Consider the following 23593-nt stretch of genomic DNA (forward strand, 5'->3'; position numbering starts at 1 on the left):
TGAAAACTAAACGCAAGCTGTGTACCCGTTAGCCAAAACCAAAACTGCCCAAAAGCGTGATCAGGCGAAAATAAAACAAGTAAGTAAAACCCTAATAACGTAGGTGGCAGCACTAAAGGCATTGCAATTAATGCCTCTAAAAATGGTTTAAATTTACCGTTATAGCCAGCGAGCTTGTAAGCCAGTGGAATACAAAATACAAGAAGGAGTACTGCGGTTATAAAGGCAAGTTTTATAGTTAACCACAGCGCGGTTAAATCACTTTGAAGCATTGTTGTCCTTTATTCTGTAACCTAATTCAATTAACTGCTGCTGCGTAGCCTCTGCCATTAAAAATTGCATAAGCTGCTGAGCGCTAGCACGCTTTTTAGTCGAGCTAATAATAACACCTTGTTGAATTATATCGGGATATTGATTTGTAGGCAGCACGGTGTAATCTAAATATTTTTGATCTTGCGTGTTACTGTAAGCCGCCTTTAGTGATGAAACAGCCACCAGCCCTACTCCTACATTACCACTTTCAACAAACTGAAACGCATGCGTAATATTATTCCCGTACACATAATTTACTGGCTTTTTAAAATGGTTATTCGCGTAGTGCTCTGAGGCACGCCCGTATGGTGAAAAGCGCGGATTAGCAATGGCTACTTTATCATTTACTTTTTCAGCTTTGGGTTGCCACAAAGCAAGTTCGCCTAACGCGTAAGTGATTAAGCTACTTTGCTCGGCATAACCTTCTTTAATAAGTGATTGCGGTCGAAAATCGTCAGCCGATAAAAACACATCAAATGGCGCGCCATGCACTATTTGCGAATATAAAACACCGCTAGAAGCGGCTGATATTTTCACGTCAACATTAGGTAATGGGGATTTTTTTAGTAGGGTTTGCAATACAGTTTTAAAATTACTCGCTACGGCTACTTGCAGCGTTTCTTTTGCATTTACGCCGCACGAAAGCGTGCATGCTATAAGCAAAAAATAACCCAACCATGTATTGTAAAGCTTTGACATTATAAGTATTGTTTCAAAATAAAATGATTTAAGTAAGCAATATATATGAACGATGTTTGCAATGCACCCGGTTTATTGCCAATTGAAACTGCAATACAAAATATACTTGGCTCAATAACGCCAGTTAAAGACGTTGAAACCATCACTATAATGCAAAGCGTTGATCGCGTTTTAGCAAGCGATGTTAAATCAACTATAAACGTACCAGCGCATAACAACTCCGCAATGGATGGCTATGCGCTATGTATTTCAGATAAAAGCTTAACCTATACACAAGTAGGTAGCGTGTTTGCAGGGCAAGTTTTTGAAGAAACGCTTACCCCTGGGCAGTGCGTAAGAATAATGACCGGCGCCGCCATTGCACCTGGCGCTAACGGCGTTGTAATGCAAGAAAACGCCTCGGTTGATGGCGATAATATTACGTTTACCGCGCAACCAGAACTAAATGAAAACGTACGTTTTGCTGGTGAAGATATAGCAATTGACGATGTTATTTTAAAAGCGGGCGATAAATTAAAAGCCGTTGATGTGGGGTTACTTGCATCTTTAGGAATTGCCAATATAGACGTGGTAAGAACCCTAAAAATAGCCGTGCTTTCTACAGGCGATGAGCTAATTGAACCTGGTCAGCCGCTTAAGCAAGGCGCTATTTTTGAAAGCAACCGCGCTGTTATTATTAGTGCTCTGCAACAAAAAAATATAGACGTGATTGATTTAGGAATAATCCCTGATGACAAAGAACTCATCACTAATGCATTTTTAAAAGCGAACGAACTTGCCGATGCCGTAATAAGCTCAGGCGGTGTATCGGTTGGTGAAGCCGACTTTACGAAAGAAGTGCTCAACGAAATTGGCAATATCCACTTTTGGAAAATAGCCATGAAACCAGGCAAACCTTTTGCCTTTGGTAAATTAAGTAACAGTTACTTTTTTGGCTTGCCAGGTAACCCTGTGTCGGCTGCTGTTACGTTTAATCAGTTAGTAGAGCCTGCACTGCAAAAGCTGTCGGGGCTTGGTGAAGTAAATCCTAAAATGCGATTTAACGCGGTTACTACATCCGTTATTAAAAAGCGCCCAGGAAGAGCCGACTTTCAGCGCGGTACAGCAACAATTAACGAGCAAGGTGACTTAGTGGTTGCCCCGTTTAATAAACAGGGCTCGGGTGTACTTTCGTCGCTTAGTAAAGCTAACTGCTTAATTGTAGTGCCAGCACAAAGCGGCAATATCGAAAAAGGCGCAACAGTAAGTATTGAGTTGCTATAAAGCCTAAAATGCTACAGCTAACTGTATAATTTAGCTGTAGCGCTATGTAGCCTCTAAAATATTTTTATATTTAATGTTTGAATTAAACAATTTAACTTTTCGCTACGTCCTACAAACTCTTCTTTACTCAATTTATTAACACACTTTAGCGCATTTTTAGTCGCAAAGTATCTATCATAACTTAGGCTTCTTTCGCATTTAACACTATACGTTGAGGGCCAAGAGCCACCAGCACCTGTTGCTACTCCAACACCATTACATGTAGCATCTATATACTGCTCCCATGCTGATATTTGCGCTTTAACTGCATCTACTTGGTAATCGTCATTTAGTTGTGGGTAGATTTCATCCATCATTTTACTGATTTTAGTTTTGTATCTATTGCCCTCTAAATTATAAATATTCCCAGTGTGCATTGCACCGCCTTCTGGCCAACTATCAGCGTTTTCAGCAAGTACACCAAATGATGAAATAGCAAAAGCAAACCCAATAATAATTTTATTCATTTTAAATCTCTTTAATACCAATCTGCTTATATATGGGGTCTATTTAACGTTAAGAAAATTACGCTAGAACTAGGCAAAAATTTTTGTATCTAGTTGTTCTAAATAAAAAATTTTTAACGACGTTTTAGTGCAATTTAATTCGTTAAATTGATCAAAGATTTATGCAGGTTGGTATAATAGTTAGACCAGATACCTGAAAAAAACGCTCATAAAAAATGCCGCTGAGCTTAGCTGAGCGGCATTTTATTATTCAACAAGCTTTTAAAGAGGTCTATTTAAAAACCAAATATTTTTAAATCAAAAAACTTAGTCGCCACTGTATTTATAAATATCACAGCTAGAATGACAGGAATAAACGTTGAAAGTGAAAAGTTAACGTACTTTTCCATCAAGCTTCCAGCATAATTAGGCGAACCTAAGCTTAGCTCTTGTGTTAAGCGTGCTTTTTTCCAGCGGTACATTACAAACAAACACACCATTAAGCCATTAAGCGGTAAAATTGTGTCGTAAAATACATCAACAATAATATCAAAAAAGCTCTTATTAACGCCGCCATAACTGGTGAACGAAGTAAGGCTGTCAATCATACCAAACGACATTGTACATAAAATAGTAAGTACACCGGTTGAAAGTGTAAGGATGCCCAATGCTTTTTTACGGCTAATACCTTTACGGTCACTTAGTGTTGCTGTCGGTACTTCTACTATTGAAACAAGTGAAGTAATCGCTGCAAAAAATACTAATAAGAAGAATGAGAACGCAACAATAGACGCACCTACATAACCAATATCATTTTGCAGTGCTAATAATATTTTAGGTAGGTATACAAAAATCATTGATACAGACGAGTCAGAAAGTGCTGATGGGTCTGTGTTTGGATCAAAGCTAAATATAGCGGGCAACACCATTAGGCCCGCTACAAACGCAACGAGTGAGTCTGTAATAGCGACCATTTTAGCGCTACTTACAATGTCATCCTTTTTAGAAATGTACGACGCGTAAGTCATTAATATACCCATACCCAGCGATAGCGAGAAAAACGCTTGGCTTAATGCGCCATTAAGTACACTTGCACTCATCTTAGAAAAATCAGGAATAATGTAGTATTTTACACCGGCCATTGCGTTATCAAGCGTTAATACATAAGTAACTAAAGCAAGTAGCATGAAAAGTAAGGCTGGCATTAAAAATTTAGCGGCTTTTTCTATGCCTTGTTTAACACCCCCTAATAAAATTAAGTTAACAATAATAACCACAACGGCCATATAACCAAACACAGTGTAACTATTAATAAAAACACCAAAGTGGCCAGGATCTGCAAGTAAATCTAAATTACCGAGGCCTGTTTGCGTTAAGTAACCAAAAATCCAAACCGTAATTACCATATAAAACACAGCAATCATAAATGGTGTAAGCACCGCTAAAAAACCTGCTAGCTTCCATTTTTTATCGTTAGTAGATAATAGCTTGTACGAACCAAGTGGATCTTTTTGAGCATTACGACCCATTGCCATTTCAGCCATCATGACTGGTAAACAAATGAACACGACAAATAAGGCGTAAATTAATAAGAATGCGCCACCACCATTTTTGGTAGCAGAAACCGGAAAACCAACTAAATTACCAATACCAACAGCCGAACCTGCCGCTGCCATTATGAATCCGAGACGGGAACTAAATCGTTCTCTATTTTCGCTCATGCATAAAACCTTTTTATTATTTTGTATATTTCAGCGACTCTACCAGTGTTACACAGAGATTTTCAAGCAATTACAGCTTAAAAATAAAATCGAAGTGTAAACCTGTGTAAATACGCTTTTAATTCACCAATTTTCAACGCTGTGGTAGTATTGCGTTAATCAAATTTAACAATTTTTATGAGATTCCTTATGTTGTACATGATTCACTCAACAGACGTTGAAAACAGCTTAGAGCTTAGAAAAGCAGCACGCCCGGCACATTTAGCACGCCTTAGTGAGCTTGATTCACAAAACCGTTTATTAACTGCGGGTCCGTTTCCGGCAGTCGATAGTGAAGATCCTCAAGAAGCAGGTTTTACCGGTTCATTAGTTGTTGCTGAGTTTGAGTCAATAGAAGCAGCTCGAGAGTGGGCAGCAGCTGACCCTTACGTTGCCGCTGGCATCTATGAAAATACAATTGTTAAACCTTTCAAAAAAGTGTTCCCTGCTTAAAAGTGTATTAAACCCTAAGAGCGTGTGTTGCACTGTAATTCAGGGTTTGTTCACAAGATTTTAATTAAAATTACTGAGATAAAAGCGAATTTAGCGTTTTTACTTGAATTTTAGTAACTTAGTTAATTAAACTAAGTGGGTCTGGTCTAGGAGTTTTCCATTATGCGCGTATTATTAAGCCTCGGTTTTATTGCTTGTGTTAGCTTAGCTAACTTTGCTCAAGCAGCGACGGCCACCCAAGCATCTCATGCTGAGGTGGACAAAAAGAAAGCCGTAATACTTGCAAAGAAAACAATAGGCGGTAAGACCTTAAAAATTACCGAAAAAACAGATTTTTATACCGTACGAATACTCAAATCTGACGGCCACGTCGTTGATTTACATATAAATAAAAAAACCGGCGAAGTGAAAAAGGATTAACAAATGCGAATTTTAGTTATTGAAGACGATTTACATTTAGCAGATAACCTACGTAATGCTTTAGAAAAAGAACGTTACAGCGTGGATTTATGTCACGATGGTGAAGCAGGTCTTTTCCACATTACAGAATACCCGCTTGATATGGCCGTAGTTGATTTAGGTTTACCTAAAATAGACGGTATTGAGCTAATCAATAAAGCACGAGCACAAGGCATTACTATCCCTATTTTAATCTTAACAGCGCGCGATCGCTGGCAGGATAAAGTAGAAGGTTTAGATGCAGGTGCTGATGACTACCTTACTAAACCATTTCATGTTGAAGAACTTATTGCACGTTGTAATGCATTAATCCGCCGTAGTGCTGGTAAAGCAAATCCAGAAATGACTGCGGGTCCAATTAAGATTCATACACGTTCACAACAAGTATGGGTTGATGATAAAGAACTTAGCCTTACAGCTTACGAATATAAAGTACTTGAATACTTAATGGTAAACCCGCAAAAAGTAATTTCTAAATCAGAACTTACTGAGCATATTTACGACCAAGATTTCGACCTTGATTCAAACGTAATTGAAGTATTTGTACTACGTTTGCGTAAAAAGCTTGATCCAGAAGGCGTACTAAACCCAGTAGAAACACTACGTGGGCGTGGTTACAGGCTTAAAAGCCAGTGGTAATACCGCAAATATCGTTAAAAATAAGGCAAGGATTTATCCTTGTCTTTGTTTTATTAGTCGCACTCCCTATCTTATTTTATTCAATTGGCAAAGCGTATTACGCTTCACTTGTTGATGCGACAGAAAAAACCCTCGAGGCACAGCTTTACTCGCTAATATCTGAAGTCGACTTTACTGAGCATGGTATTATTATGCCCAGCACTATTTTAGCGCCTGAGTTAAACAGATTAAATTCAGATACCTACGCAATGATTTACCGCGATGATGACCCTGTTTGGAACTCAGAATCGGCTGTAAATTTAAACTATGTACCTCAACAAATAGAGACCAAAGCCGGTGCCGCCGACTTCAGGCGCGTGGAGTATAATAATACCGCGTACTGGCAACTTAGCCTGACTGTAATTTTAAACAACATAGATCAATCAGAACAAGCCCGCTTTATATTAGTTAAACGAAACGACGCTCTACTTCGTTTAATGGATGGCTTTAAGCAAACCCTTGTAGATTGGATGTTTATCATGGGGATTGCAATTGCAGGCCTAATGGCGATTGGTTTCATTTGGAGCGCTCGCCCACTCCAACGACTCGATAAAGAAATAAAAGCGATTGAATCGGGTGATATTCAAGAAATTAAAGGCCTCTACCCTGTAGAGCTGCAAACAATAAAAGCAGACCTAAACTTGCTACTTGAGTCGCAACAGCGCCAAAAAGAGCGCTACAGAGCCTCATTAAGCGACCTTGCTCATGCACTTAAAACACCGCTTGCAGTACTTAAATCAAGTCCATTGGCAAATGATGCCGATGCACAAGAACAACTCGACCGAATTAATGTGATGATCGAGCACCAATTAAAGCGTGCTGCAACGGGTGCATCAGACACGTGGAAAAAGCAAACACCTATTAAGCCAGTACTTGATTCAATACTCAGTGCTATGGCAAAAGTATACCGTGATAAAGATATTATTTTTACCTGCACCGTAACCGAAAAAGATTACTTTTTAGGTGACCAAACAGATTTAATGGAATTACTCGGTAACTTGATTGATAACGCCTGTAAAGCGTGTCGCTCGCAAGTAGAAATACAAGTAATCCAAAGTAAAACTCTGTGTATTGGAATTAGCGATGATGGCCCTGGCGTGCCAGAGGATAAACGTGAATCTTTACTTACACGTGGTACTCGTCTGGATACATACGAAAGCGGACACGGCGTAGGCATGGCGATTGTATCTGATTTAGTTAAGTCGTATCACGGGACGCTTACCATTACCGATGCTGATAACTTAGCCGGCGCTCAATTTATTTTAGAGTTTAATTACAATGACAAAAAGTAACTATTTATTAAAACTAACTGCCATTGTGCTATTAGCTACAAGCCAGTACAGCTTTGCAGATGAGGCATGTACTTTAGCCGCTAAAGCAACAACCGATGAAGCTAAGCGGTATATTCAATGCCTAGATACCCAAATTGATAAAGCAAAGCAAGCACAAGGCAGTTGGATACAAAAGCGCAAATATGAGCTAACTAAATCACAAGAAAGCACAGGCAATACGCAAGTATTACCGTTATTTATGCGCAGCATTAAAAATAACGAAAAGTACCTTGAGAGCGCCTGCCAATGGCGTTACTTAATAAAACTTCCTAATGCGACAACAGCGGCCATTAGCTATAAACTCTGTGAAATAGAGCTTATAAATCAATTTACAGAATCACTAAAACACCCATTTTAACGTAACTTAAGCACACTAAACTAGTTACGTTTAGCCTACTTGACAATTTATTCATATCAAAACAAACTACCTACTAGTAGATTGCTAAATAGCTAATAGGTAAACAAATGACTAAACCAGTAATAATTATAGGTGGCGGACTGGCCGGCTTATACAGTGCGTATAAATTACAACTGCTTAATATTGAGTACTTATTACTGGAAGCCAAATCGCAATTAGGCGGCCGAATTTTTGCTGCGCAATCACCAATAAATAACGATGTTAGTTTTGATTTGGGTCCTACGTGGATATTTCCCCACCAACCAAAAATTCAAGCGCTAATAAAGTCACTTCGCTTAAGTATATTTGAGCAATACAACAAAGGTGATGTGTTATATCAAGCACCTAACGCCAAGCAGCCTCAACAAATTGCAGGTGCTGGATATATGCAGTTATTTAGGCTTAAGCACGGCATGAATACCTTAATAACTGCCTTATACGAGCAACTTAATCCTGATTCAGTGTTATTAGAACACAATGTCACTGAGCTTAAAAAAGGTGATAATAACTGGCAAATTACGGTTAATCACTTAGGTAATATAAAGCACCTTACTACTGAAAAACTAATTTCAGCTATTCCTGCTCGTATGGTTACAACACACTTAACACCTGAACTATGGGCTACTCCAACGCTCATAAACCACCTTAGTAGTGTACCTACATGGATGGCAGGACAAGCCAAATTTATAGCTACTTTTGAACATGCATTTTGGCGTGATAAAAACTTATCAGGACAATGCTTTAGTCGCGTAGGCCCAATGGTCGAAATTCACGATGCCAGTGCTGAAGATGGCAATTACGCCGCATTATTTGGCTTTATAGGTGTGCCCTACTTATCACGAAACCAAGTAACTAAAGAGCAATTAATTCAAGCCTGTGCCCAACAGCTTAGCTATTTTTATGGCAAGGATGCTGAAAAGGCAACGGGGTATTTTATTAAAGACTGGGCAGACGATAAGTTTGTAGCTAATAGAGACGATCAAACTCAGCCTTCGCAGCACCCAGAATTTGATTTTTCAGGCTTAGATGAGCAATTAAGTAACCTTAATATTCATTTTGTAGCGAGTGAGTTTGCAAAACAAGAAGCGGGATATTTAGAAGGCGCAATAAACGCAGTGGATGACACTATTAAATTGTTTGTTAATTAATAGCCCTGTATTTACTGATAACTTAACCATCAAGGGCTTTAATTTTACAGCCCTTGACGGTTATAAATGTTAGTTATTTTTAGCAACGTCTTCGCCACTGCCTAGTAGAGTGGCAACCCACTTACCTTCAGCACTGGCTTCTAAGCCTATTTTTACAATCATCGTTAATGGCACAGATAAAAGCATACCCACAGTACCTAATAACCAGCCCCAAAATATTAATGATAAAAATACCACTAGCGTTGAAAGACCGAGCCCTTTGCCCAAAAACTTAGGCTCTACAATATTGCCCATCACCGTATTTATTGTTAAATAACCTGCAGCAACCAATCCCGCAATTAACGGACCTTGAGTAATAAGCGCAAGTAATACAGCCGGTACAGCCGCAATAATTGACCCAATATTAGGAATGTAATTGAACATAAATGCCAATACCCCCCACAGCACAAAGTAGTCAACGTCTAAAATCCATAAGTAAAACGCAGCAATAATACCCGTACCTAAACTTACTAGCGTTTTAATTGCCAGATATGAATTAATAGACTCTAAAAAGCGGTCAATTTGCTTCATTTTGCTATCGGGATCTTCAAGTGCCATGTGTATTTTTTTGCTCAGCATTGGCCCTTCAAACAACATAAAAACAACGGTTAAAATAATTAAAAACATGTTTGCCATTACGCCACCTAAACCGGTGAGCATATTAGTGGCTACATCAACCATTTTACCTGGGTCGAACATATTGATTAACTGTTCTTTATTAATCAGTATGTTGTATTGAGATGCTAAATCGACCAGCCATACAAATTCTTCTTTGAGTTGTGTTTTATACTCAGGAAGTTGCTGCGAAAAATCGTTTATTGATTGCCCTACAAGCCCGCCAAGGCTTACACCTAAGCCAACTATAATAAGCACCACCAACATAACAGCAATACCTTTAGGAATTTTGTAGCGCGCAAAAAACTTGATAAGCGGATTACAAATAATGGCAATAAACGCCGCCAAAATAAACGGAATAATAATTACACTTGCCGCTTTTATCCCCGCGAGTACGACCACTAAGGAAGCAAAAACTATTAAGCTTTTATTTACTCCAGTTAAACTTGCCAATTTATTAATCCTTTTATTAATTATATGGCTTTAGTGTAAGGCAAAAGGTAATTAAATGAAATAATTACGAAGTGATCATAAAAGCCTGTTTTACGTATAAATTTGCAAAGCTGTTTGCTAGCGAGTATGTTTTTAATCACTTGCTACTATTTTATTGTAAGGATTAATAATGCATATATTTGTTACTGGCGCGACGGGATTAATTGGTAAGCACTTATGCCCTTTTTTACTTCACCATAATACTGTTACTGTGCTTAGCCGAAATCCGACTAAAGCAAACGTATTATTGGGCCATAAAGTTAAAGCCGTAAGCAATGTTAATGCAGTAGATTTTAACACCGTTGATATTGTTATTAATCTAGCTGGCGAACCTATTGTAAATAAACGCTGGAGCGACAAACAAAAGCAAATAATACGCGACAGCCGTATTGGTGTTACACAGCAAATTAGTGAAGCTATTAAAGCTTGTAGCACTGCACCGCATACTTATATATCTGGAAGCGCCGTTGGGTTTTATGGTCGACAAAATAGTAACCCTATTGATGAAACTTTTGAAAACCCACACGACGAATTTAGTCACCAGCTTTGTAAAGACTGGGAAAATGCAGCGCTACTCGCGCAATCAGAACACACCAGAGTGTGCCTTTTACGCACGGGTATTGTTTTAGCTAAAAAAGGTGGAGCATTAAATAAAATGCTCCCTGCCTTTAAATTGTGTTTAGGCGGCCCAATTGGTAATGGCGAGCAAGGAATGTCGTGGATACACATCGACGATATGATTCAGCTAATACTCTTTATTATTAAGCATCCAGAAATATCTGGCCCTGTTAACGCAACTGCGCCAAATCCTGTAAGCAATGCTCAATTTGGTAAAAGCTTAGGCGAGGCGTTATCGCGACCTGCATTTATCACTATGCCCACTGCAGTACTTAAACTATTAATGGGTGAAATGTCAGACTTACTAACAACGGGGCAATTTGTAGTCCCTAAAAAGGCACTCGTTCATAATTATAGTTTTCATCATCCTGATATTAAATCAGCTTTAGCGAGTTTGGTTTAGCGGGCGTTAATAATTCTTGAGGTAAAATATAAAAATTGAAAAAGCAATCCTTTTAACTGAATTGACCTTTTCTTATTAATACATAATAATTACAACAGTTAGTTAAATATATATTTCATCATTTTATAATAAAGAGAATAAATCATGTTTCATTTGCCTACTGTGATCTTCTTCTCTTTTATCCTTAACTTATTAATAAGCTTATTTTTTCTCTCAATTTACAAATATAAAAAACAAACATCTTTTTTATTATTCGGTTTAGCCTCTGCCACATTTGCATTAGCCGAAATACTGGCATGTTTGCGCTTATTCATAGATCTTCCTTTAATAACCCACTATTTAGCTAGTGTTTCAATGATTACTAGTCCGCTTTTAATTATTATTGGACTATATAAGTACAAAAACGTACAAAAAATCAGCTTAATGCCTCTTTACTGTATATTTGGTTTTTCTAGCTTATTGTTATTGGCAATTTATCCTTTCGGTGCAGCAAAAATGCTAACGAGTTTAGTAATTGCCGGATTATTTATTTACACAGCGTATTTAATCAAAAGCATGAGCTTTGTTGCTAAAGCCCAGAAAAAGGCGTTAATTACCTGCTTTTTAGTGCACAGTGGAGTTATGTTTTTAAATGCTATATTTCTATCAATACCGGTACTTAGTTCGAGTATTCAAGATGTAGCAACCCCTTTGCAAATTGTGCTTATTAGTCATTTACTATTAGCCACACTGAGTGCTCTTATACTGCCATTTTTGTTGTTTTCTAATAGTGAATACACGCTATCGAACCTTGCCAATACCGACTCTCTTACACAGTTATTTAATCGCAGAGGTTTTTTTAACAACGCTAGAGCAGTCCTTAAACAACCTAATAACAATGATATAAATGTATCTATAATTATTTTAGATATCGACTTTTTTAAGCATGTAAACGATAAGTATGGCCACGACACGGGCGATCAAGCAATTAAATGGATTGCACAGCACATAAAAGAGCAATTTATTGATGAAGGTATTTGCGCCAGAATAGGCGGTGAAGAGTTTGCAATATTACTACCAGACTATTCCCTACGAGCAGCTAAAGAATATGCAGAGCACTTACGTGAAAATATTTCTAAGCATCCGTTTTATTATCAAAACGCGCATATAAACCTATCTGTGAGCGCGGGAGTGAGTCACTCTGTAAATGGTAAAATGAGTGTAAAAGACTTACTGTCGTTGGCTGATAAACGCCTTTACCTTGCTAAAGAAACCGGCAGAGATAAAGTAGTTAGCTTTGACGAAAAAAACCTCTTAATGCAGTGCTAATTATTTTATAAGCAATTATAAAAAAGGTCCCACCAATAAAAACGTGGTAACCCTTTGTATTTATATAGATTTACCCCTATTAAGTTATATCAATTAGCTCAAGTATTTATGCAGGTTAGTATTAATCCTCTACATAAAAAAAGCCCTTCATTCGAAGGGCTTTGGTATACACACAATAGAGTTAATAAACTACTTACAAGACAGTGTAGCCTCGTCTGCCTTATTAGGCACAAACTGAATATTAGCCACAGAAATTGATGCTTTACCATTGCTGCGTAAGCTAAATGGGCTTGTTAGGTTTGCAAAATTAACACCCTTATCAGCAAAACAACCTAAATCGATTGATACTGACTGCCATTTATTCTCAATGGTTTTATCCACTACGTTTGCTAAATCAATGCTTGCACCACATTCACCCGAGCAAGTCATAGCAAGTGCTATATCGCTCGTTAGTGCTTCGTTTAATTTAATATCAAAGCTAATCACACTATCTGCTTCAACGTAAGTAATGGTATCTTCTGCAAAGCTTGTTACTATTTCAGCACTGGCTTTTTCTGCACCGCTAAAGTTAAATTGGCGAGCGTCTTCTTGTACTATTTTGTCCTCAGTACGGTATTTAATTGCACCAAATTCATGGGTACTACTCGATACATCTAAAAGCTCATCGCCCGATTTTAACAATAAGCGCCATGGTGCTACAGGTGCACCAACAAGTATATCCATACTCGTAAGCCCTGAGTTATCAAGTTTAGAGTCTTCATCAAGGTCGTCAGCTAACACGTTTTTATCGCCGTACGTTAAACCAAAACCATAAGGGAGTAATGGGTCGTAATTTTCATCGCCTTTATTAACCGCAGTTTGTACCGCCGATTTAGGCCAAGAAAACGATAATTTACCTTTAAAGTTATTTTGAATGGTGCCGTCTGCCGCTTTTAATAAAACATCAGCAATACCTGCGCCTTCTGTACCTGGTAACCATGCAGCAACAAACGCATCGGATGCGTTAAGTTCGCTGTTAACCCACATAGGTCGACCTGATATAAACACAGATACAACAGGAATGCCTCGCTCTTTTAGCGAGTTTAAAAGTGCTAATGACTTTTTATTTCCGCGCTCAAACTCAAGGTTATCTTTATCGCCGTGCCCTTCTGCGTAAGGTTCTTCACCAAATACAACAATAGCAACATCAGGACGTTGTTCAAACGTGCCATCAGCACTTAAAGTAACACTTCCACCTGCTGCAGATATTTGCTCTTCAAGCCCTTTATATATCGAAGTAGCACCAGGGAAATCAGCATTTTTATTATTAGTCCCCTGCCACGTAATACTCCAACCACCCGACTGTTTACCTATATTATCAGCACCATCACCTGCAACAAGTACACGTTGATTAGCTGCGATAGGTAATAGGTTATTTTTATTTTTGAGTAATACAAGCGATTCGCGCACAGCTTGGCGTGCGACTTCGCGATGCTCTTGCGCACCAATTAGTTCTGTTTTACCCGAGTAAAGACGCTTAGCCGGACTTGGTTTATCAAATAAACCAGCGCGAAGTTTTACGCGTAATATTCTGCTCACTGCATCATCAATACGCGACATACTAATTTCGCCTGACTTAACTTGCGCAATTGTATTGTTATAAAGTGGCTTCCAGGCACCTGTTGGCACCATAAAAATATCAAGACCAGCGTTTACAGCTTCTGGGCAGCTTTCGTTAGTACAGCCTTTAATTTGCCCATGGCCATTCCAATCGCCCACTACAAAACCATCAAAACCCATACGTGTTTTTAATACATCTGTAAGTAAGTATTTATTGCCGTGATTTTTAACGCCATTCCAGCTATTAAAAGACGCCATAACCGATTGGCTACCTGCAGACAAGCCACCTACATAACCTTGGGCATGAATATCAAATAGCGACTGTTCGCTATCTATATTATTTCCCTGATCATCCCCATCAACGGTGCCGCCATCGCCAATAAAGTGCTTAACCGTACTAATTACACGCTTGTCACTTAAAAAGTCGCCATCGGCTTTACCTTGTAAGCCATTTACTATGGCTGCTGAGTAATCATGTACAATTTTTGGATCTTCTGAGTAACCTTCGTAGGTTCTTCCCCAGCGATCGTCGCGCACTACGGCAACTGTGGGTGCAAATACCCAATCAATACCCGTAGCCATTACCTCTACTGCAGTAATCGATGCTATTTGCTCGATTAAATCAGGATTATTCGCCGCGCCTAAACCAATGTTGTGCGGAAATAACGTGGCACCAATTACATTATTATGGCCATGTACTGCATCGGTGCCCCACATAGTTGGGATACTACTGCCATCAACTGAGTCATCGACAGAAGCTTGATAAAAGCTCTCTGCTAAGGCCACCCAGTCCATTGGTGTTGCATGTTTGTCGCCATTAGGGAATGCACCACCGCCATTAAGATATGAACCGAAGCCATATTTACGCATGTCTTCAACGGTAATATCACGAATTTCTGGCTGAATCATTTGAGCAACCTTTTGCTCAAGTGTCATGGCTTTTAAATAGTTAACTATTTTAGCTTCAATATCGGCATCTTTTTTAACGGCAATATTAAGTTTTGGCCAAATTTGCGCTGTTTTAGATAACGTTTCATTACTTTCAACCGATGTTACTGCGTCGTTTGAACAAGCCGATAAAGTACCTACTGATGCAATTAATGTTGCTAAGGCTATTTTATTAAGTGTAAAAGGGGTTTTCATTATAGAGTCTCCTGCGCTTGAACTGGTTTGCTACCGCTTAAACCATAGAACACGATAAATATGTAACATAAAATAGGTAAAACATACGAAAGTTGAACACCCACACTATCAGCAAGTGCACCTTGTAAAAGTGGCACTATTGCACCACCTACAATCGCCAAACACAAAATACCAGAGCCTTGAGCTGTATGTTTGCCAAGTCCATTTAACGCTAAACTAAAAATAGTGGGGAACATAATAGAATTGAATAAACCAACCAATAGTATTGACCACATTGCTAATTGACCCGACGTGCTCATGGCAATAACGACTAAAATAATAGCCATGGTTGCGTTAAAGCCAAGTACTTTACCAGCAGGTAATTTTTGCATTACAGCAGCACCAATAAAACGCCCAACCATAGCACCACCAAAATAATAAGTGATGTAATGAGCTGCAGCATGCTCTTTTAGCCCTGCTATATTTTCTTGTGCTAAAAAGCTTACTAAAAAGCTACCAATTGCCACTTCTGCGCCAACGTACATAAATATACCCACAGCACCTAATACAAGATGGCGATACTGCCAAGCACTGCCTTCAATTGCCTCTGATTTTTCGGCTTCTGCTTTTTGCTCGCTCATAATGTCTGGTAATTTAAGCCATGCAAAAATACCGGCTAGTAAAATAAGCATTGCAGCTAAAAGGAGGTAAGGAAGTTGAACTGACTCTGCATTTTGTGCCGGTGTTAAAAAGGCTTCTGACGCTGAGTCCAGAATTAACAGAGCACCAAATGATGGCGCAACCGTAGTACCTAACGCGTTAAAAGCTTGGGTTAGTGTTAAACGAGACGACGCAGTTTTTGCTGAACCCAACAAACTTACATAAGGATTTGCAGATACTTGTAATAACGTTATGCCACTGGCAAGTACAAATAAAGCAAATAAAAATACAGGATAACTATGTAAAGACGCTGCTGGGTAAAATAAGATACACCCTACTGCCGCAATTAAAAGCCCAACCACGATTCCTTTTTTATAACCAAGCTTTTTAACAATGTGTCCACTAGGGAGTGACATTAAAAAGTAAGCGCCAAAAAAGCAAAACTGCACAAGCATTGCTTGTACATACGTTAAATCGAAAACCGCTTTTAAATGCGGAATCAAAATATCATTTAAGCAGGTAATAAAACCCCACATAAAAAATAGTGAAGTTAAAGATGTAAGTGCAAAACCATAGTTTTTATCTTGGTGGTTTTGCGACTGTGTGTGTGATGTCAGTGGTGCTGAACTAGCCATGTGCTCTCCGCAATTTATTATTATAAATTGATCTTCAGTAAGTAATTAATACAAACCCCGCTAAGGCGCAGTATTTAAGAGTTGACCTGAAGATTAATTAACATTAATCTAAAAATGTAAGCGCTTTCACGGCTAATTAAATACGAACATGTTACATATTTCAACAACTTTTATTTTTAATAATGTTTTGTACCCGCTGAAAGTCAGTAAAAATAAGCGCTAAGCGTGCAATTAAGTTCTCAAAAAGGTTTGTAACCAATGACAAAAATATCATTACCATTTAATTCACCTCTATTAACAAAAGACTTTGTTTATGGTGTAGCTACAGCATCATTTCAGATAGAGGGCGGGTATGAGCATCGCTTACCGTGTATTTGGGATACCTTTTGTAGTACTGCAGGTAAAATTGCTGACAATTCACATGGTCATATTGCCTGCGATCATTACAATAATTGGCAACAAGACATAGATTTAATAGAGTCTCTAGGTGTTGATGCTTACAGGCTTTCTATTTCATGGCCTCGCGTGATGACTCAAGACGGAAAGTTAAATCCTGTAGGCGTTAAGTTTTATACTGATATTTTAGATGAGCTAAAACGAAAAAATATAAAAGCCTTTGTTACTTTGTACCACTGGGATTTACCGCAACACCTTGAAGATGAAGGCGGCTGGCTCAACAGAAAAACTGCTTACGCATTTGAGCAATACGTAGAACTAATTACTAACGCATTTGGAACACGAGTTTATTCTTACGCTACATTAAACGAACCCTTTTGCAGCGCGTTTTTGGGTTACGAAATTGGCATACATGCCCCGGGCTTGGTCGGTAAGCAGTATGGTAAAAAAGCAGCTCATCACTTATTACTCGCTCATGGTCTGGCCATGAGCGTGCTAAATAAAACATCGCCTAATACTAAAAACGGCATTGTGCTTAACTTTACACCCGCGTACCCACTTACAGATACTCAACAAGACATAGACAGTGCCAAATACGCTGATGACTACTTAAATCAGTGGTACATGAAACCAATAATGGATGGTAAGTACCCCGATATAATAAACCAATTACCAAGCGATCATTTACCAGACATACACCCTGGTGATATGGAATTAATTTCTCAGCCAATTGATTACTTAGGCATCAACTTTTATACCCGCCAAGTTTATAAGGCGCATCCTACTGACATTTATGAACCCATTGCACCAACGGGCCCGTTGACTGATATGGGATGGGAAGTTTACCCGCAATCGTTCACCGACCTGCTCGTATCGCTAAATAAAACATACACCCTACCGCCTATTTATATAACCGAAAATGGCGCAGCCATGCCCGATACATATAATAATGGTGAAGTTAACGACTTAGATCGTTTAAATTACTATAATGATCACTTAAATGCGGTTCATAATGCGATTGAACAAGGTGTTGTTATAGATGGCTACTTTGCTTGGAGCTTAATGGATAACTTTGAATGGGCAGAAGGTTATTTAAAACGTTTTGGTATTGTGTATGTAGATTATAAGACGCAGCAACGCACCATTAAAAATAGTGGCTTAGCTTATAAAGAACTCATCTCTAAAAGATAAGAGTATACCCACAACTAAAAACAAGTATAAAGCGGGATAAACAATCATGGTCAGTGTAAAAGAAAAAATAGCGTATGGCTTAGGCGACACCGCCAGTAATATTATTTTTCAAACAGTTATGATGTTTTTAATGCTGTACTACACAGACGTAGTGGGTTTATCGCCTGCTGTTGTAGGTACTATGTTTTTAGCAGTGCGTATTTTTGATGCCGTAACCGATCCATTAATGGGTAACCTTGCTGACAAAACACATACGCGCTGGGGGCACTTTCGCCCCTACTTACTTTGGCTTGCCCTCCCTTTTGCCATTATTAGTATTTTAGCGTTCACTACGCCCGATTTAGAAGGCACCGATAAAATAATTTATGCCTTTACTACTTACACTCTGCTTATGGTTGTCTACACCGCTATTAATATTCCTTATTGTGCATTGGGCGGCGTACTTACTGCTGATGTAAAAGAGCGCGTGACTATTCAGTCTTACCGGTTTGTATTTGGTATGCTAGGCGGCGTAATAGTAGCGGGTTGTACTATGCCAATGGTTGAGTACTTTGGCCAAGGCGATGCAGCAAAGGGTTATCAATACACAATGACTGCAATGAGTATTTTAGGCTTTGTACTGTTTTTACTTTGTTTTTTAGGCACAAAAGAGCGTATACAACAGCCTAAAGAGCAAAACATTCCTTTTGCACAAAGTGTTAAAGCATTAATTAAAAACGATCAATGGCGAACACTTTGCTTAGCTGCATTCTTTTTACTTACCGGGCAAGTATTAAGGCTTACGCTTGCTGTTTACTACGTAAAATACTATTTAGGTCGAGACGATTTAATCACTTTATTTATGACGCTAGGTGTTGCAGCCAGCATGGTAGGTTGTGCTTTAGCTCAACCACTTGCAAAGCGCTTTTGTAAAATAAAGGCCTATATAAGCTTACAAGTTATTGCCGCCGCTATTTGTGGTTTTAGTTACTTTATTAGTAAAGATCAATTAGTACTCGCATTTACTGCCTTTATTTTATGGAAATTCTTTTTAGATATGGCAACCCCGTTGTTGTGGGCAAAAATGGCCGACACCATAGATTATGGGCACGAAAAAACAGGTGTACGCATTACGGGTTTGGTTTATTCAGGCGTTATATTTTTTATTAAGATGGGCGTGGCTGTAGGCGGCGCAATTGCAGGCTGGTTGTTATCTTTTTACAGTTATCAGGCCGATGCAGTACAAACTCTTGATACCCAACACGGTATTTTACTGTCATTCACTGTACTACCTGCTTTTGGCTCATTATTTGTTGCCTACATAATGAAAAAATATACACTGACTAATCAGGTTGTTGAAAATATTCAATCTAAACTAACAGCTAGTTAAGATATATACTCTAAGGTATTATTTAGCCGAAGTAGTTAAGGATAAGCGAGTGAACAAATAACATGGCAACAATTTATCAAGTCTCAGAGCTTGCGGGAGTATCGTTAGCCACCGTTTCTCGCGTGATGAACAAAAATACCCGTGTAAGCGATAAAACTAAACAAAAAGTGCTTGATGCTATGGCGCAGCTTGGCTACAAGCCTAATTCAATAGCGCAATCTTTAGCCTCTAACTGTACTAACAGTGTCGGTATTTTAGTGTCTGAGTTACATGGTCCTTTCTTTGCCCAAATGATGGCAGGTATTGAGTCAGAGCTTCGTGCTGCGGGTAAACACGTTATTATTACCACCGGACACAGTGAAGAAGACAAAGAACAAGAAGGCATTGAGTTTTTAATTAGCAGACGCTGCGATGCCATTATTTTGCACGTAGAAGCCGTCTCAGACGACTACCTAATAAAACTAAGCCAAGGCTCTACACCCGTTTATTTAATGAGCCGTTACGTAGAGCAACTAAAAGACAACTGTATCAGTCTAGATAATCAATTAGGTGGTTACCTAGCCACTAAATCGATATTAAATCAAGGCCATACACAAATAGCGTATATTGCAGGCCCGCAGTTTAAAGCCGATGCTTTTAACCGCTTAGAAGGTCATAAACAAGCGCTTACAGAGGCTGGTGTTAAATTTGATCCTACGCTTTATTATATTGGCGACTTTAACGAAACTGGCGGTAGTAAAGGCTTAAAACATTTTATTGATGAAAAACTTATCTTTACTGCACTGGTATGCGCCAATGACGAAATGGCCTCCGGTGCCATGAAGTATGCACGAGAGCACGGTTATAACTTACCAATTGATTTATCGATTGTTGGATTTGATAACGTTATTTTTGCAAACTACCTATACCCTACACTCACGACCATAGATAATCCGGTCGGGAAAATGGGTGAAATGGCTGCTAAATTAGTGCTTAAAGACGTATATCAAAATAAAAACCTTGTTATAAATCGCTTTTTTGAACCTACTTTAATGCAGCGCGATTCATCTGCACCACTTATTAAATAAAGACTAAAAGCGAATACTAATTTTGGTACAAAAAAGCGGCTAAATGCCGCTTTTTATATGTGAGCTACTTAACAATCCAAGGCGTTACTTTAATAACCTGCGATATATCGCCAAGTGACGCGGTATCATCTTCCCAGCTATCTTCAACTGCAAAATAACACACTGACTTTTCACACGTTATATTTTCATCATCAAATTGCATTGGGCTTTTAAATGTAACTGCTACGCCCTTTTGCTCGGGTAATAAAAACCACATTAATTTACTTACAAAAAAGCCCGACAAATCAGTTAATAGCTCATCAAGTTCTTCGTTAATGGTATATAACGACTGCTTTGAAAACGCTAAACCTTCAAGTTCGTTTGCTTCTATTTGTAGCTTTAATTGGCAATCGTGTACAGGATTGAGCGGCTCTACTACAATGACCGCTTTATCGGTATCAAGCTGCTTATCGAACGGCAATAGTAATTGTGCTTTATCGGTAAAGTTAAGTGGATACTCGTTTCTTTCGGTTAAAATAGTACCGCTTTTAATCGCACATGTTTCATTAGTACCAATATCACTAATGTAAAAGTTAACTCGCGCATATTGAAAATCGCCTTTGTTAACAACTTTTAAGCGGTCGTAAAAACCGTCATACGACATCACAAATTCTCTCGCATTTACATTAAATGCACTAATGCTCAGCAGTACTAACACAATAGCGTTGGTACAATTAAAAATGTATTTATTCATCAAAGTAGGCTCTATTTTGGCTAATCATCGTGTTTAACTCTTCTATATACGCTTCACCGCGCTCAGAGTAAGACATTAAACCATGTGTAAGTTCAGTCGCTAAAATTGTTTTTTGCTCAAGACGTAAGTTTTCACGTATTGCGCGCAAGTCTTTATAAGCAGGATGCGTATTTATGTTTTTAAAGTAAGAGTTTATAGCAGCTCTTACTGATTTAAACGCAGCAACTTCGTGCGCAGCCCCGGTATTACGGCGTTTTGGCACCATGCCACAACCTTTTGTGTAACACCACTGACCAAAAAAGTTAAGGCCAATACGTGCAAAACGTGATGTGCCCCATGCAGATTCGTTTGCAGCTTGCATAAGCGCTAATTCTTTAGGAATTATATCAACACGGCGCAGTGCAAGACTAAGCGTTAAAGTATCAAGCGTTGTTGGTAAATCGTACGACTCTAAAATTTTAATAATATCTTTGCTTTGCTTAGATTGCAGTGGCTCGTTATCCTCAAGCATTAATCGTGCAATTTGAAGCTTAGCGCGTTGCTGTAATATTTTTTTATTTTCGGCTTCAACGTGCGGACGAATAAAGCTAAAAAATGCATGTTTTTTTTCTTTAACATCACTAAATTCTGAAAACTTTGGCAGTTTTACATTATGTAATGGTTTTTCTTTTTTCTTCACTTTTTTTGGTTGTTCTGACGTTTGTTCATCTAGTTCAACATCGTCACTTTGTATAAACGGGTATGCAAGCGCCCAAACAAAAAATACAGTTAGTAAAAGCTTAAAAATCGTTTTTAACATCTATTCTCTCTATTAAACTTAGTTATGCATGGTTTATACACAAGCATACGAAGGCGCATTATACCTAAGCCACTTTATAAACGCGAATAACTGGGGTTTGATGACCTTTTACGGTTGAATTTTCAGCAGTGTATTTGAATTTTAGATAAAACAGAGCCTATGTAGTGCATTTGTTCATTCGCAATTTATAAGTCCATGGGTATACTGGGCAAAGTTTAATAATATTAACTATGTGTGAGTAAGCAGTATGAATAAACAATGGCAAAGCCGAATAATAGAGCAATATAAACATCGTCCTAACGATAATCGCTCGCCGTGGCAGGTCGACCGTTCGCGTATTATTCATGCAGCTGCATTTAGGCGTTTGCAAGCTAAAACCCAAATTATGGGCATTGGCCTAAACGACTTTTACCGCACTCGCCTTACCCACTCTTTAGAAGTATCGCAAATTGGTACTGGCATATTGCGCCATTTAAAAGCGCAACATAGCGACTTTAAGCACTTTCCATCAACCGGACTGCTAGAAACACTGTGTTTGGCGCACGATATTGGCCATCCGCCTTTTGGTCATGGTGGTGAAATAGCGCTAAATTACATGATGCGCGATCACGGTGGTTTTGAAGGTAACGCACAAACACTGCGCATAGTTGCAAAACTTGAGCCCTACAGTAATGGGCACGGTATGAACCTAACTCGTCGTACTTTATTAGGTTTTATAAAATACCCCGCGTTTATTAACACGCTATGGCATACCATTCCCAACGATACAACCGGTCGTGCATTTATAAAAGCAGATGATTGGCGACCTGCCAAAGGGTTATACAACGACGATGCAGCCATATTCAATTGGATAGTAGAACCACTGAGTCAAAACGATAAAACGTTGCTGAGTAACCATGCCGCTATTGATAAGTACCGCGCTAAAACAACGTATAAATCGCTCGACAGTGCCATAATGGAGCATGCCGACGATATAGCATACGCCGTACACGACTTAGAAGATGCCATTGCAACCCATGTACTTACGTTAGACGATTGGCAAACTCATGCTCTACCTCATTTAAAAGCATTAAACTTTGACTGGTTAAACACCATGCTTGAGTCGCTCACGAAGCGTTTGTTTTCAAAAAATGATTATGAGCGAAAGGACGCCATAGGTGAGCTGGTTAATACCTTTATTATTCATATACATTTAGATATTCAAAACGATGACTTTGAATGCCCTATTTTAAAGTACACCGCTAAATTAGATGCCCAATACGACAGTGTATTGCAAATACTTAAGCATTTTGTGTTTCAACGTTTAATACGCGACCCCGAAATGCAGCAAATAGAGTTTAAAGGTCAAAACTTACTAATAGAGTTATTTACCGCGTTTGCTAGCGATCCGCTGCGTTTATTGCCAGAAACTACACAAGCACAATACATAGAAGCCGAAAAACAAAACCAAGGTATGCGTATAATTTGCGATTATTTGAGCGGAATGACCGACGAGTACGCCTATAAAACATATCAACGATTATTTTCACCTATGCAATAGCTAACATTGAAAAGGCCGAGTA

At 38.7% G+C, this 23593-nt stretch carries 21 protein-coding genes and 1 pseudogene; 13 read left to right on the plus strand and 9 right to left on the minus strand.

Going from position 1 to position 23593, the window contains the following annotated elements:
- Together L654_RS0118570 and modA are read right to left on the minus strand one after the other, a co-directional pair.
- Positions 1-272 (minus strand): annotated as a pseudogene (locus L654_RS0118570) (molybdate ABC transporter permease subunit); the annotation flags it as partial.
- The gene (gene modA / locus L654_RS0118575; protein WP_024608738.1) at positions 259-1011 is read right to left on the minus strand and encodes a molybdate ABC transporter substrate-binding protein; all 753 of its coding nucleotides are present in this window, start codon (positions 1009-1011) and stop codon (positions 259-261) included. The gene modA and the pseudogene L654_RS0118570, both read right to left, overlap by 14 nt.
- 45 nt (positions 1012-1056) lie before the next feature.
- Here modA and glp point away from each other — a divergent pair, with 45 nt between their 5' ends.
- Entirely contained in the window at positions 1057-2274 is a 1218-nt protein-coding gene (glp, locus tag L654_RS0118580; RefSeq protein WP_024608739.1) for a gephyrin-like molybdotransferase Glp, read from the plus strand.
- Positions 2275-2327: 53 nt separating this feature from the next.
- Here the strand turns inward: glp and L654_RS0118585 are convergent, their stop codons facing one another.
- Together L654_RS0118585 and L654_RS0118590 are read right to left on the minus strand one after the other, a co-directional pair.
- Positions 2328-2780, minus strand: a complete 453-nt coding sequence (locus tag L654_RS0118585) for a hypothetical protein (RefSeq protein ID WP_024608740.1) — start codon at positions 2778-2780, stop codon at positions 2328-2330.
- A gap of 275 nt (positions 2781-3055) precedes the next feature.
- Positions 3056-4480 carry a sodium-dependent transporter gene (locus L654_RS0118590; RefSeq protein WP_024590912.1) on the minus strand — a complete coding sequence of 475 codons (1425 nt, stop codon included), beginning with the start codon at positions 4478-4480 and terminating at the stop codon, positions 3056-3058.
- Between the two features lie 189 nt (positions 4481-4669).
- Between L654_RS0118590 and L654_RS0118595 the strand changes: the two genes are divergently transcribed.
- The 6 genes from L654_RS0118595 (at position 4670) to L654_RS0118620 (ending at position 8985) form a co-directional block, all read left to right on the plus strand.
- On the plus strand, positions 4670-4972 hold the full coding sequence (locus L654_RS0118595; protein WP_010552536.1) for a YciI family protein: 303 nt from the start codon (positions 4670-4672) through the stop codon (positions 4970-4972).
- 162 nt (positions 4973-5134) lie between these two features.
- Positions 5135-5392, plus strand: coding sequence for a PepSY domain-containing protein (locus tag L654_RS0118600; protein WP_002959808.1), 258 nt, complete (start codon positions 5135-5137; stop codon positions 5390-5392).
- 3 nt (positions 5393-5395) lie between these two features.
- Positions 5396-6070: a response regulator transcription factor gene (locus tag L654_RS0118605; RefSeq protein WP_007375447.1), complete on the plus strand. Its 675-nt coding sequence runs from the start codon at positions 5396-5398 to the stop codon at positions 6068-6070.
- Positions 6064-7401, plus strand: coding sequence for an ATP-binding protein (locus tag L654_RS0118610; protein ID WP_024590911.1), 1338 nt, complete (start codon positions 6064-6066; stop codon positions 7399-7401). Before L654_RS0118605 ends, L654_RS0118610 begins: the two co-directional genes overlap by 7 nt.
- Positions 7388-7798: a hypothetical protein gene (locus L654_RS0118615; protein ID WP_024590910.1), complete on the plus strand. Its 411-nt coding sequence runs from the start codon at positions 7388-7390 to the stop codon at positions 7796-7798. Before L654_RS0118610 ends, L654_RS0118615 begins: the two co-directional genes overlap by 14 nt.
- Before the next feature lie 107 nt (positions 7799-7905).
- Positions 7906-8985 (plus strand): FAD-dependent oxidoreductase, encoded by a 1080-nt coding sequence (locus tag L654_RS0118620; protein WP_024608741.1) that lies wholly within the window; start codon positions 7906-7908, stop codon positions 8983-8985.
- Positions 8986-9054: 69 nt separating this feature from the next.
- On the opposite strand, the gene L654_RS0118630 is transcribed toward L654_RS0118620, so the two are convergent.
- A complete protein-coding gene (locus tag L654_RS0118630; RefSeq protein WP_024590908.1) occupies positions 9055-10092 on the minus strand; it encodes an AI-2E family transporter in 1038 nt (345 codons plus the stop codon).
- Between the two features lie 169 nt (positions 10093-10261).
- Between L654_RS0118630 and L654_RS0118635 the strand changes: the two genes are divergently transcribed.
- Together L654_RS0118635 and L654_RS0118640 are read left to right on the plus strand one after the other, a co-directional pair.
- Positions 10262-11152: a TIGR01777 family oxidoreductase gene (locus tag L654_RS0118635; protein ID WP_024608742.1), complete on the plus strand. Its 891-nt coding sequence runs from the start codon at positions 10262-10264 to the stop codon at positions 11150-11152.
- Between the two features lie 354 nt (positions 11153-11506).
- Complete coding sequence (locus L654_RS0118640; RefSeq protein ID WP_080671245.1) at positions 11507-12460, plus strand: GGDEF domain-containing protein; 954 nt, start codon at positions 11507-11509, stop codon at positions 12458-12460.
- A 189-nt stretch (positions 12461-12649) separates the two neighbouring features.
- On the opposite strand, the gene L654_RS0118645 is transcribed toward L654_RS0118640, so the two are convergent.
- Positions 12650-15202, minus strand: coding sequence for a glycoside hydrolase family 3 N-terminal domain-containing protein (locus tag L654_RS0118645; protein ID WP_024608744.1), 2553 nt, complete (start codon positions 15200-15202; stop codon positions 12650-12652).
- Entirely contained in the window at positions 15202-16476 is a 1275-nt protein-coding gene (locus L654_RS0118650) for a sugar MFS transporter (RefSeq protein ID WP_024590904.1), read from the minus strand. The genes L654_RS0118645 and L654_RS0118650 overlap by 1 nt, the downstream gene beginning before the upstream one ends.
- A 258-nt stretch (positions 16477-16734) precedes the next feature.
- Between L654_RS0118650 and L654_RS0118660 the strand changes: the two genes are divergently transcribed.
- The 3 genes from L654_RS0118660 (at position 16735) to L654_RS0118670 (ending at position 20499) form a co-directional block, all read left to right on the plus strand.
- On the plus strand, positions 16735-18063 hold the full coding sequence (locus L654_RS0118660; protein ID WP_024608745.1) for a GH1 family beta-glucosidase: 1329 nt from the start codon (positions 16735-16737) through the stop codon (positions 18061-18063).
- Between the two features lie 46 nt (positions 18064-18109).
- Positions 18110-19432: an MFS transporter gene (locus L654_RS0118665; RefSeq protein ID WP_024590902.1), complete on the plus strand. Its 1323-nt coding sequence runs from the start codon at positions 18110-18112 to the stop codon at positions 19430-19432.
- 62 nt (positions 19433-19494) lie between these two features.
- Positions 19495-20499 (plus strand): LacI family DNA-binding transcriptional regulator, encoded by a 1005-nt coding sequence (locus tag L654_RS0118670; protein ID WP_024608746.1) that lies wholly within the window; start codon positions 19495-19497, stop codon positions 20497-20499.
- 64 nt (positions 20500-20563) lie between these two features.
- Here L654_RS0118670 and L654_RS0118675 read toward each other — a convergent pair whose 3' ends face one another.
- Both L654_RS0118675 and L654_RS0118680 read right to left on the minus strand, forming a co-directional pair.
- Positions 20564-21232 carry a DUF2987 domain-containing protein gene (locus L654_RS0118675; RefSeq protein ID WP_024608747.1) on the minus strand — a complete coding sequence of 223 codons (669 nt, stop codon included), beginning with the start codon at positions 21230-21232 and terminating at the stop codon, positions 20564-20566.
- A complete protein-coding gene (locus tag L654_RS0118680) occupies positions 21225-22031 on the minus strand; it encodes a glucosaminidase domain-containing protein (protein WP_024608748.1) in 807 nt (268 codons plus the stop codon). The genes L654_RS0118675 and L654_RS0118680 overlap by 8 nt, the downstream gene beginning before the upstream one ends.
- 247 nt (positions 22032-22278) lie before the next feature.
- Here L654_RS0118680 and L654_RS0118685 point away from each other — a divergent pair, with 247 nt between their 5' ends.
- Positions 22279-23571, plus strand: coding sequence for an anti-phage deoxyguanosine triphosphatase (locus L654_RS0118685; protein ID WP_024608749.1), 1293 nt, complete (start codon positions 22279-22281; stop codon positions 23569-23571).
- Positions 23572-23593: the final 22 nt, after the last annotated feature.

Source organism: Pseudoalteromonas sp. TAB23 (assembly GCF_000498075.1).
Lineage (GTDB): Bacteria > Pseudomonadota > Gammaproteobacteria > Enterobacterales > Alteromonadaceae > Pseudoalteromonas > Pseudoalteromonas arctica.

Bases quoted from the DNA above. Each gene is read 5' to 3' on its own strand.
- modA (WP_024608738.1), bottom strand. From the start codon at position 1,011: ATGTCAAAGCTTTACAATACATGGTTGGGTTATTTTTTGCTTATAGCA.
- glp (WP_024608739.1), top strand. From the start codon at position 1,057: ATGAACGATGTTTGCAATGCACCCGGTTTATTGCCAATTGAAACTGCA.
- L654_RS0118585 (WP_024608740.1), bottom strand. From the start codon at position 2,780: ATGAATAAAATTATTATTGGGTTTGCTTTTGCTATTTCATCATTTGGT.
- L654_RS0118590 (WP_024590912.1), bottom strand. From the start codon at position 4,480: ATGAGCGAAAATAGAGAACGATTTAGTTCCCGTCTCGGATTCATAATG.
- L654_RS0118595 (WP_010552536.1), top strand. From the start codon at position 4,670: ATGTTGTACATGATTCACTCAACAGACGTTGAAAACAGCTTAGAGCTT.
- L654_RS0118600 (WP_002959808.1), top strand. From the start codon at position 5,135: ATGCGCGTATTATTAAGCCTCGGTTTTATTGCTTGTGTTAGCTTAGCT.
- L654_RS0118605 (WP_007375447.1), top strand. From the start codon at position 5,396: ATGCGAATTTTAGTTATTGAAGACGATTTACATTTAGCAGATAACCTA.
- L654_RS0118615 (WP_024590910.1), top strand. From the start codon at position 7,388: ATGACAAAAAGTAACTATTTATTAAAACTAACTGCCATTGTGCTATTA.
- L654_RS0118620 (WP_024608741.1), top strand. From the start codon at position 7,906: ATGACTAAACCAGTAATAATTATAGGTGGCGGACTGGCCGGCTTATAC.
- L654_RS0118635 (WP_024608742.1), top strand. From the start codon at position 10,262: ATGCATATATTTGTTACTGGCGCGACGGGATTAATTGGTAAGCACTTA.
- L654_RS0118640 (WP_080671245.1), top strand. From the start codon at position 11,507: ATGATTACTAGTCCGCTTTTAATTATTATTGGACTATATAAGTACAAA.
- L654_RS0118645 (WP_024608744.1), bottom strand. From the start codon at position 15,202: ATGAAAACCCCTTTTACACTTAATAAAATAGCCTTAGCAACATTAATT.
- L654_RS0118650 (WP_024590904.1), bottom strand. From the start codon at position 16,476: ATGGCTAGTTCAGCACCACTGACATCACACACACAGTCGCAAAACCAC.
- L654_RS0118660 (WP_024608745.1), top strand. From the start codon at position 16,735: ATGACAAAAATATCATTACCATTTAATTCACCTCTATTAACAAAAGAC.
- L654_RS0118665 (WP_024590902.1), top strand. From the start codon at position 18,110: ATGGTCAGTGTAAAAGAAAAAATAGCGTATGGCTTAGGCGACACCGCC.
- L654_RS0118670 (WP_024608746.1), top strand. From the start codon at position 19,495: ATGGCAACAATTTATCAAGTCTCAGAGCTTGCGGGAGTATCGTTAGCC.
- L654_RS0118675 (WP_024608747.1), bottom strand. From the start codon at position 21,232: ATGAATAAATACATTTTTAATTGTACCAACGCTATTGTGTTAGTACTG.
- L654_RS0118680 (WP_024608748.1), bottom strand. From the start codon at position 22,031: ATGTTAAAAACGATTTTTAAGCTTTTACTAACTGTATTTTTTGTTTGG.
- L654_RS0118685 (WP_024608749.1), top strand. From the start codon at position 22,279: ATGAATAAACAATGGCAAAGCCGAATAATAGAGCAATATAAACATCGT.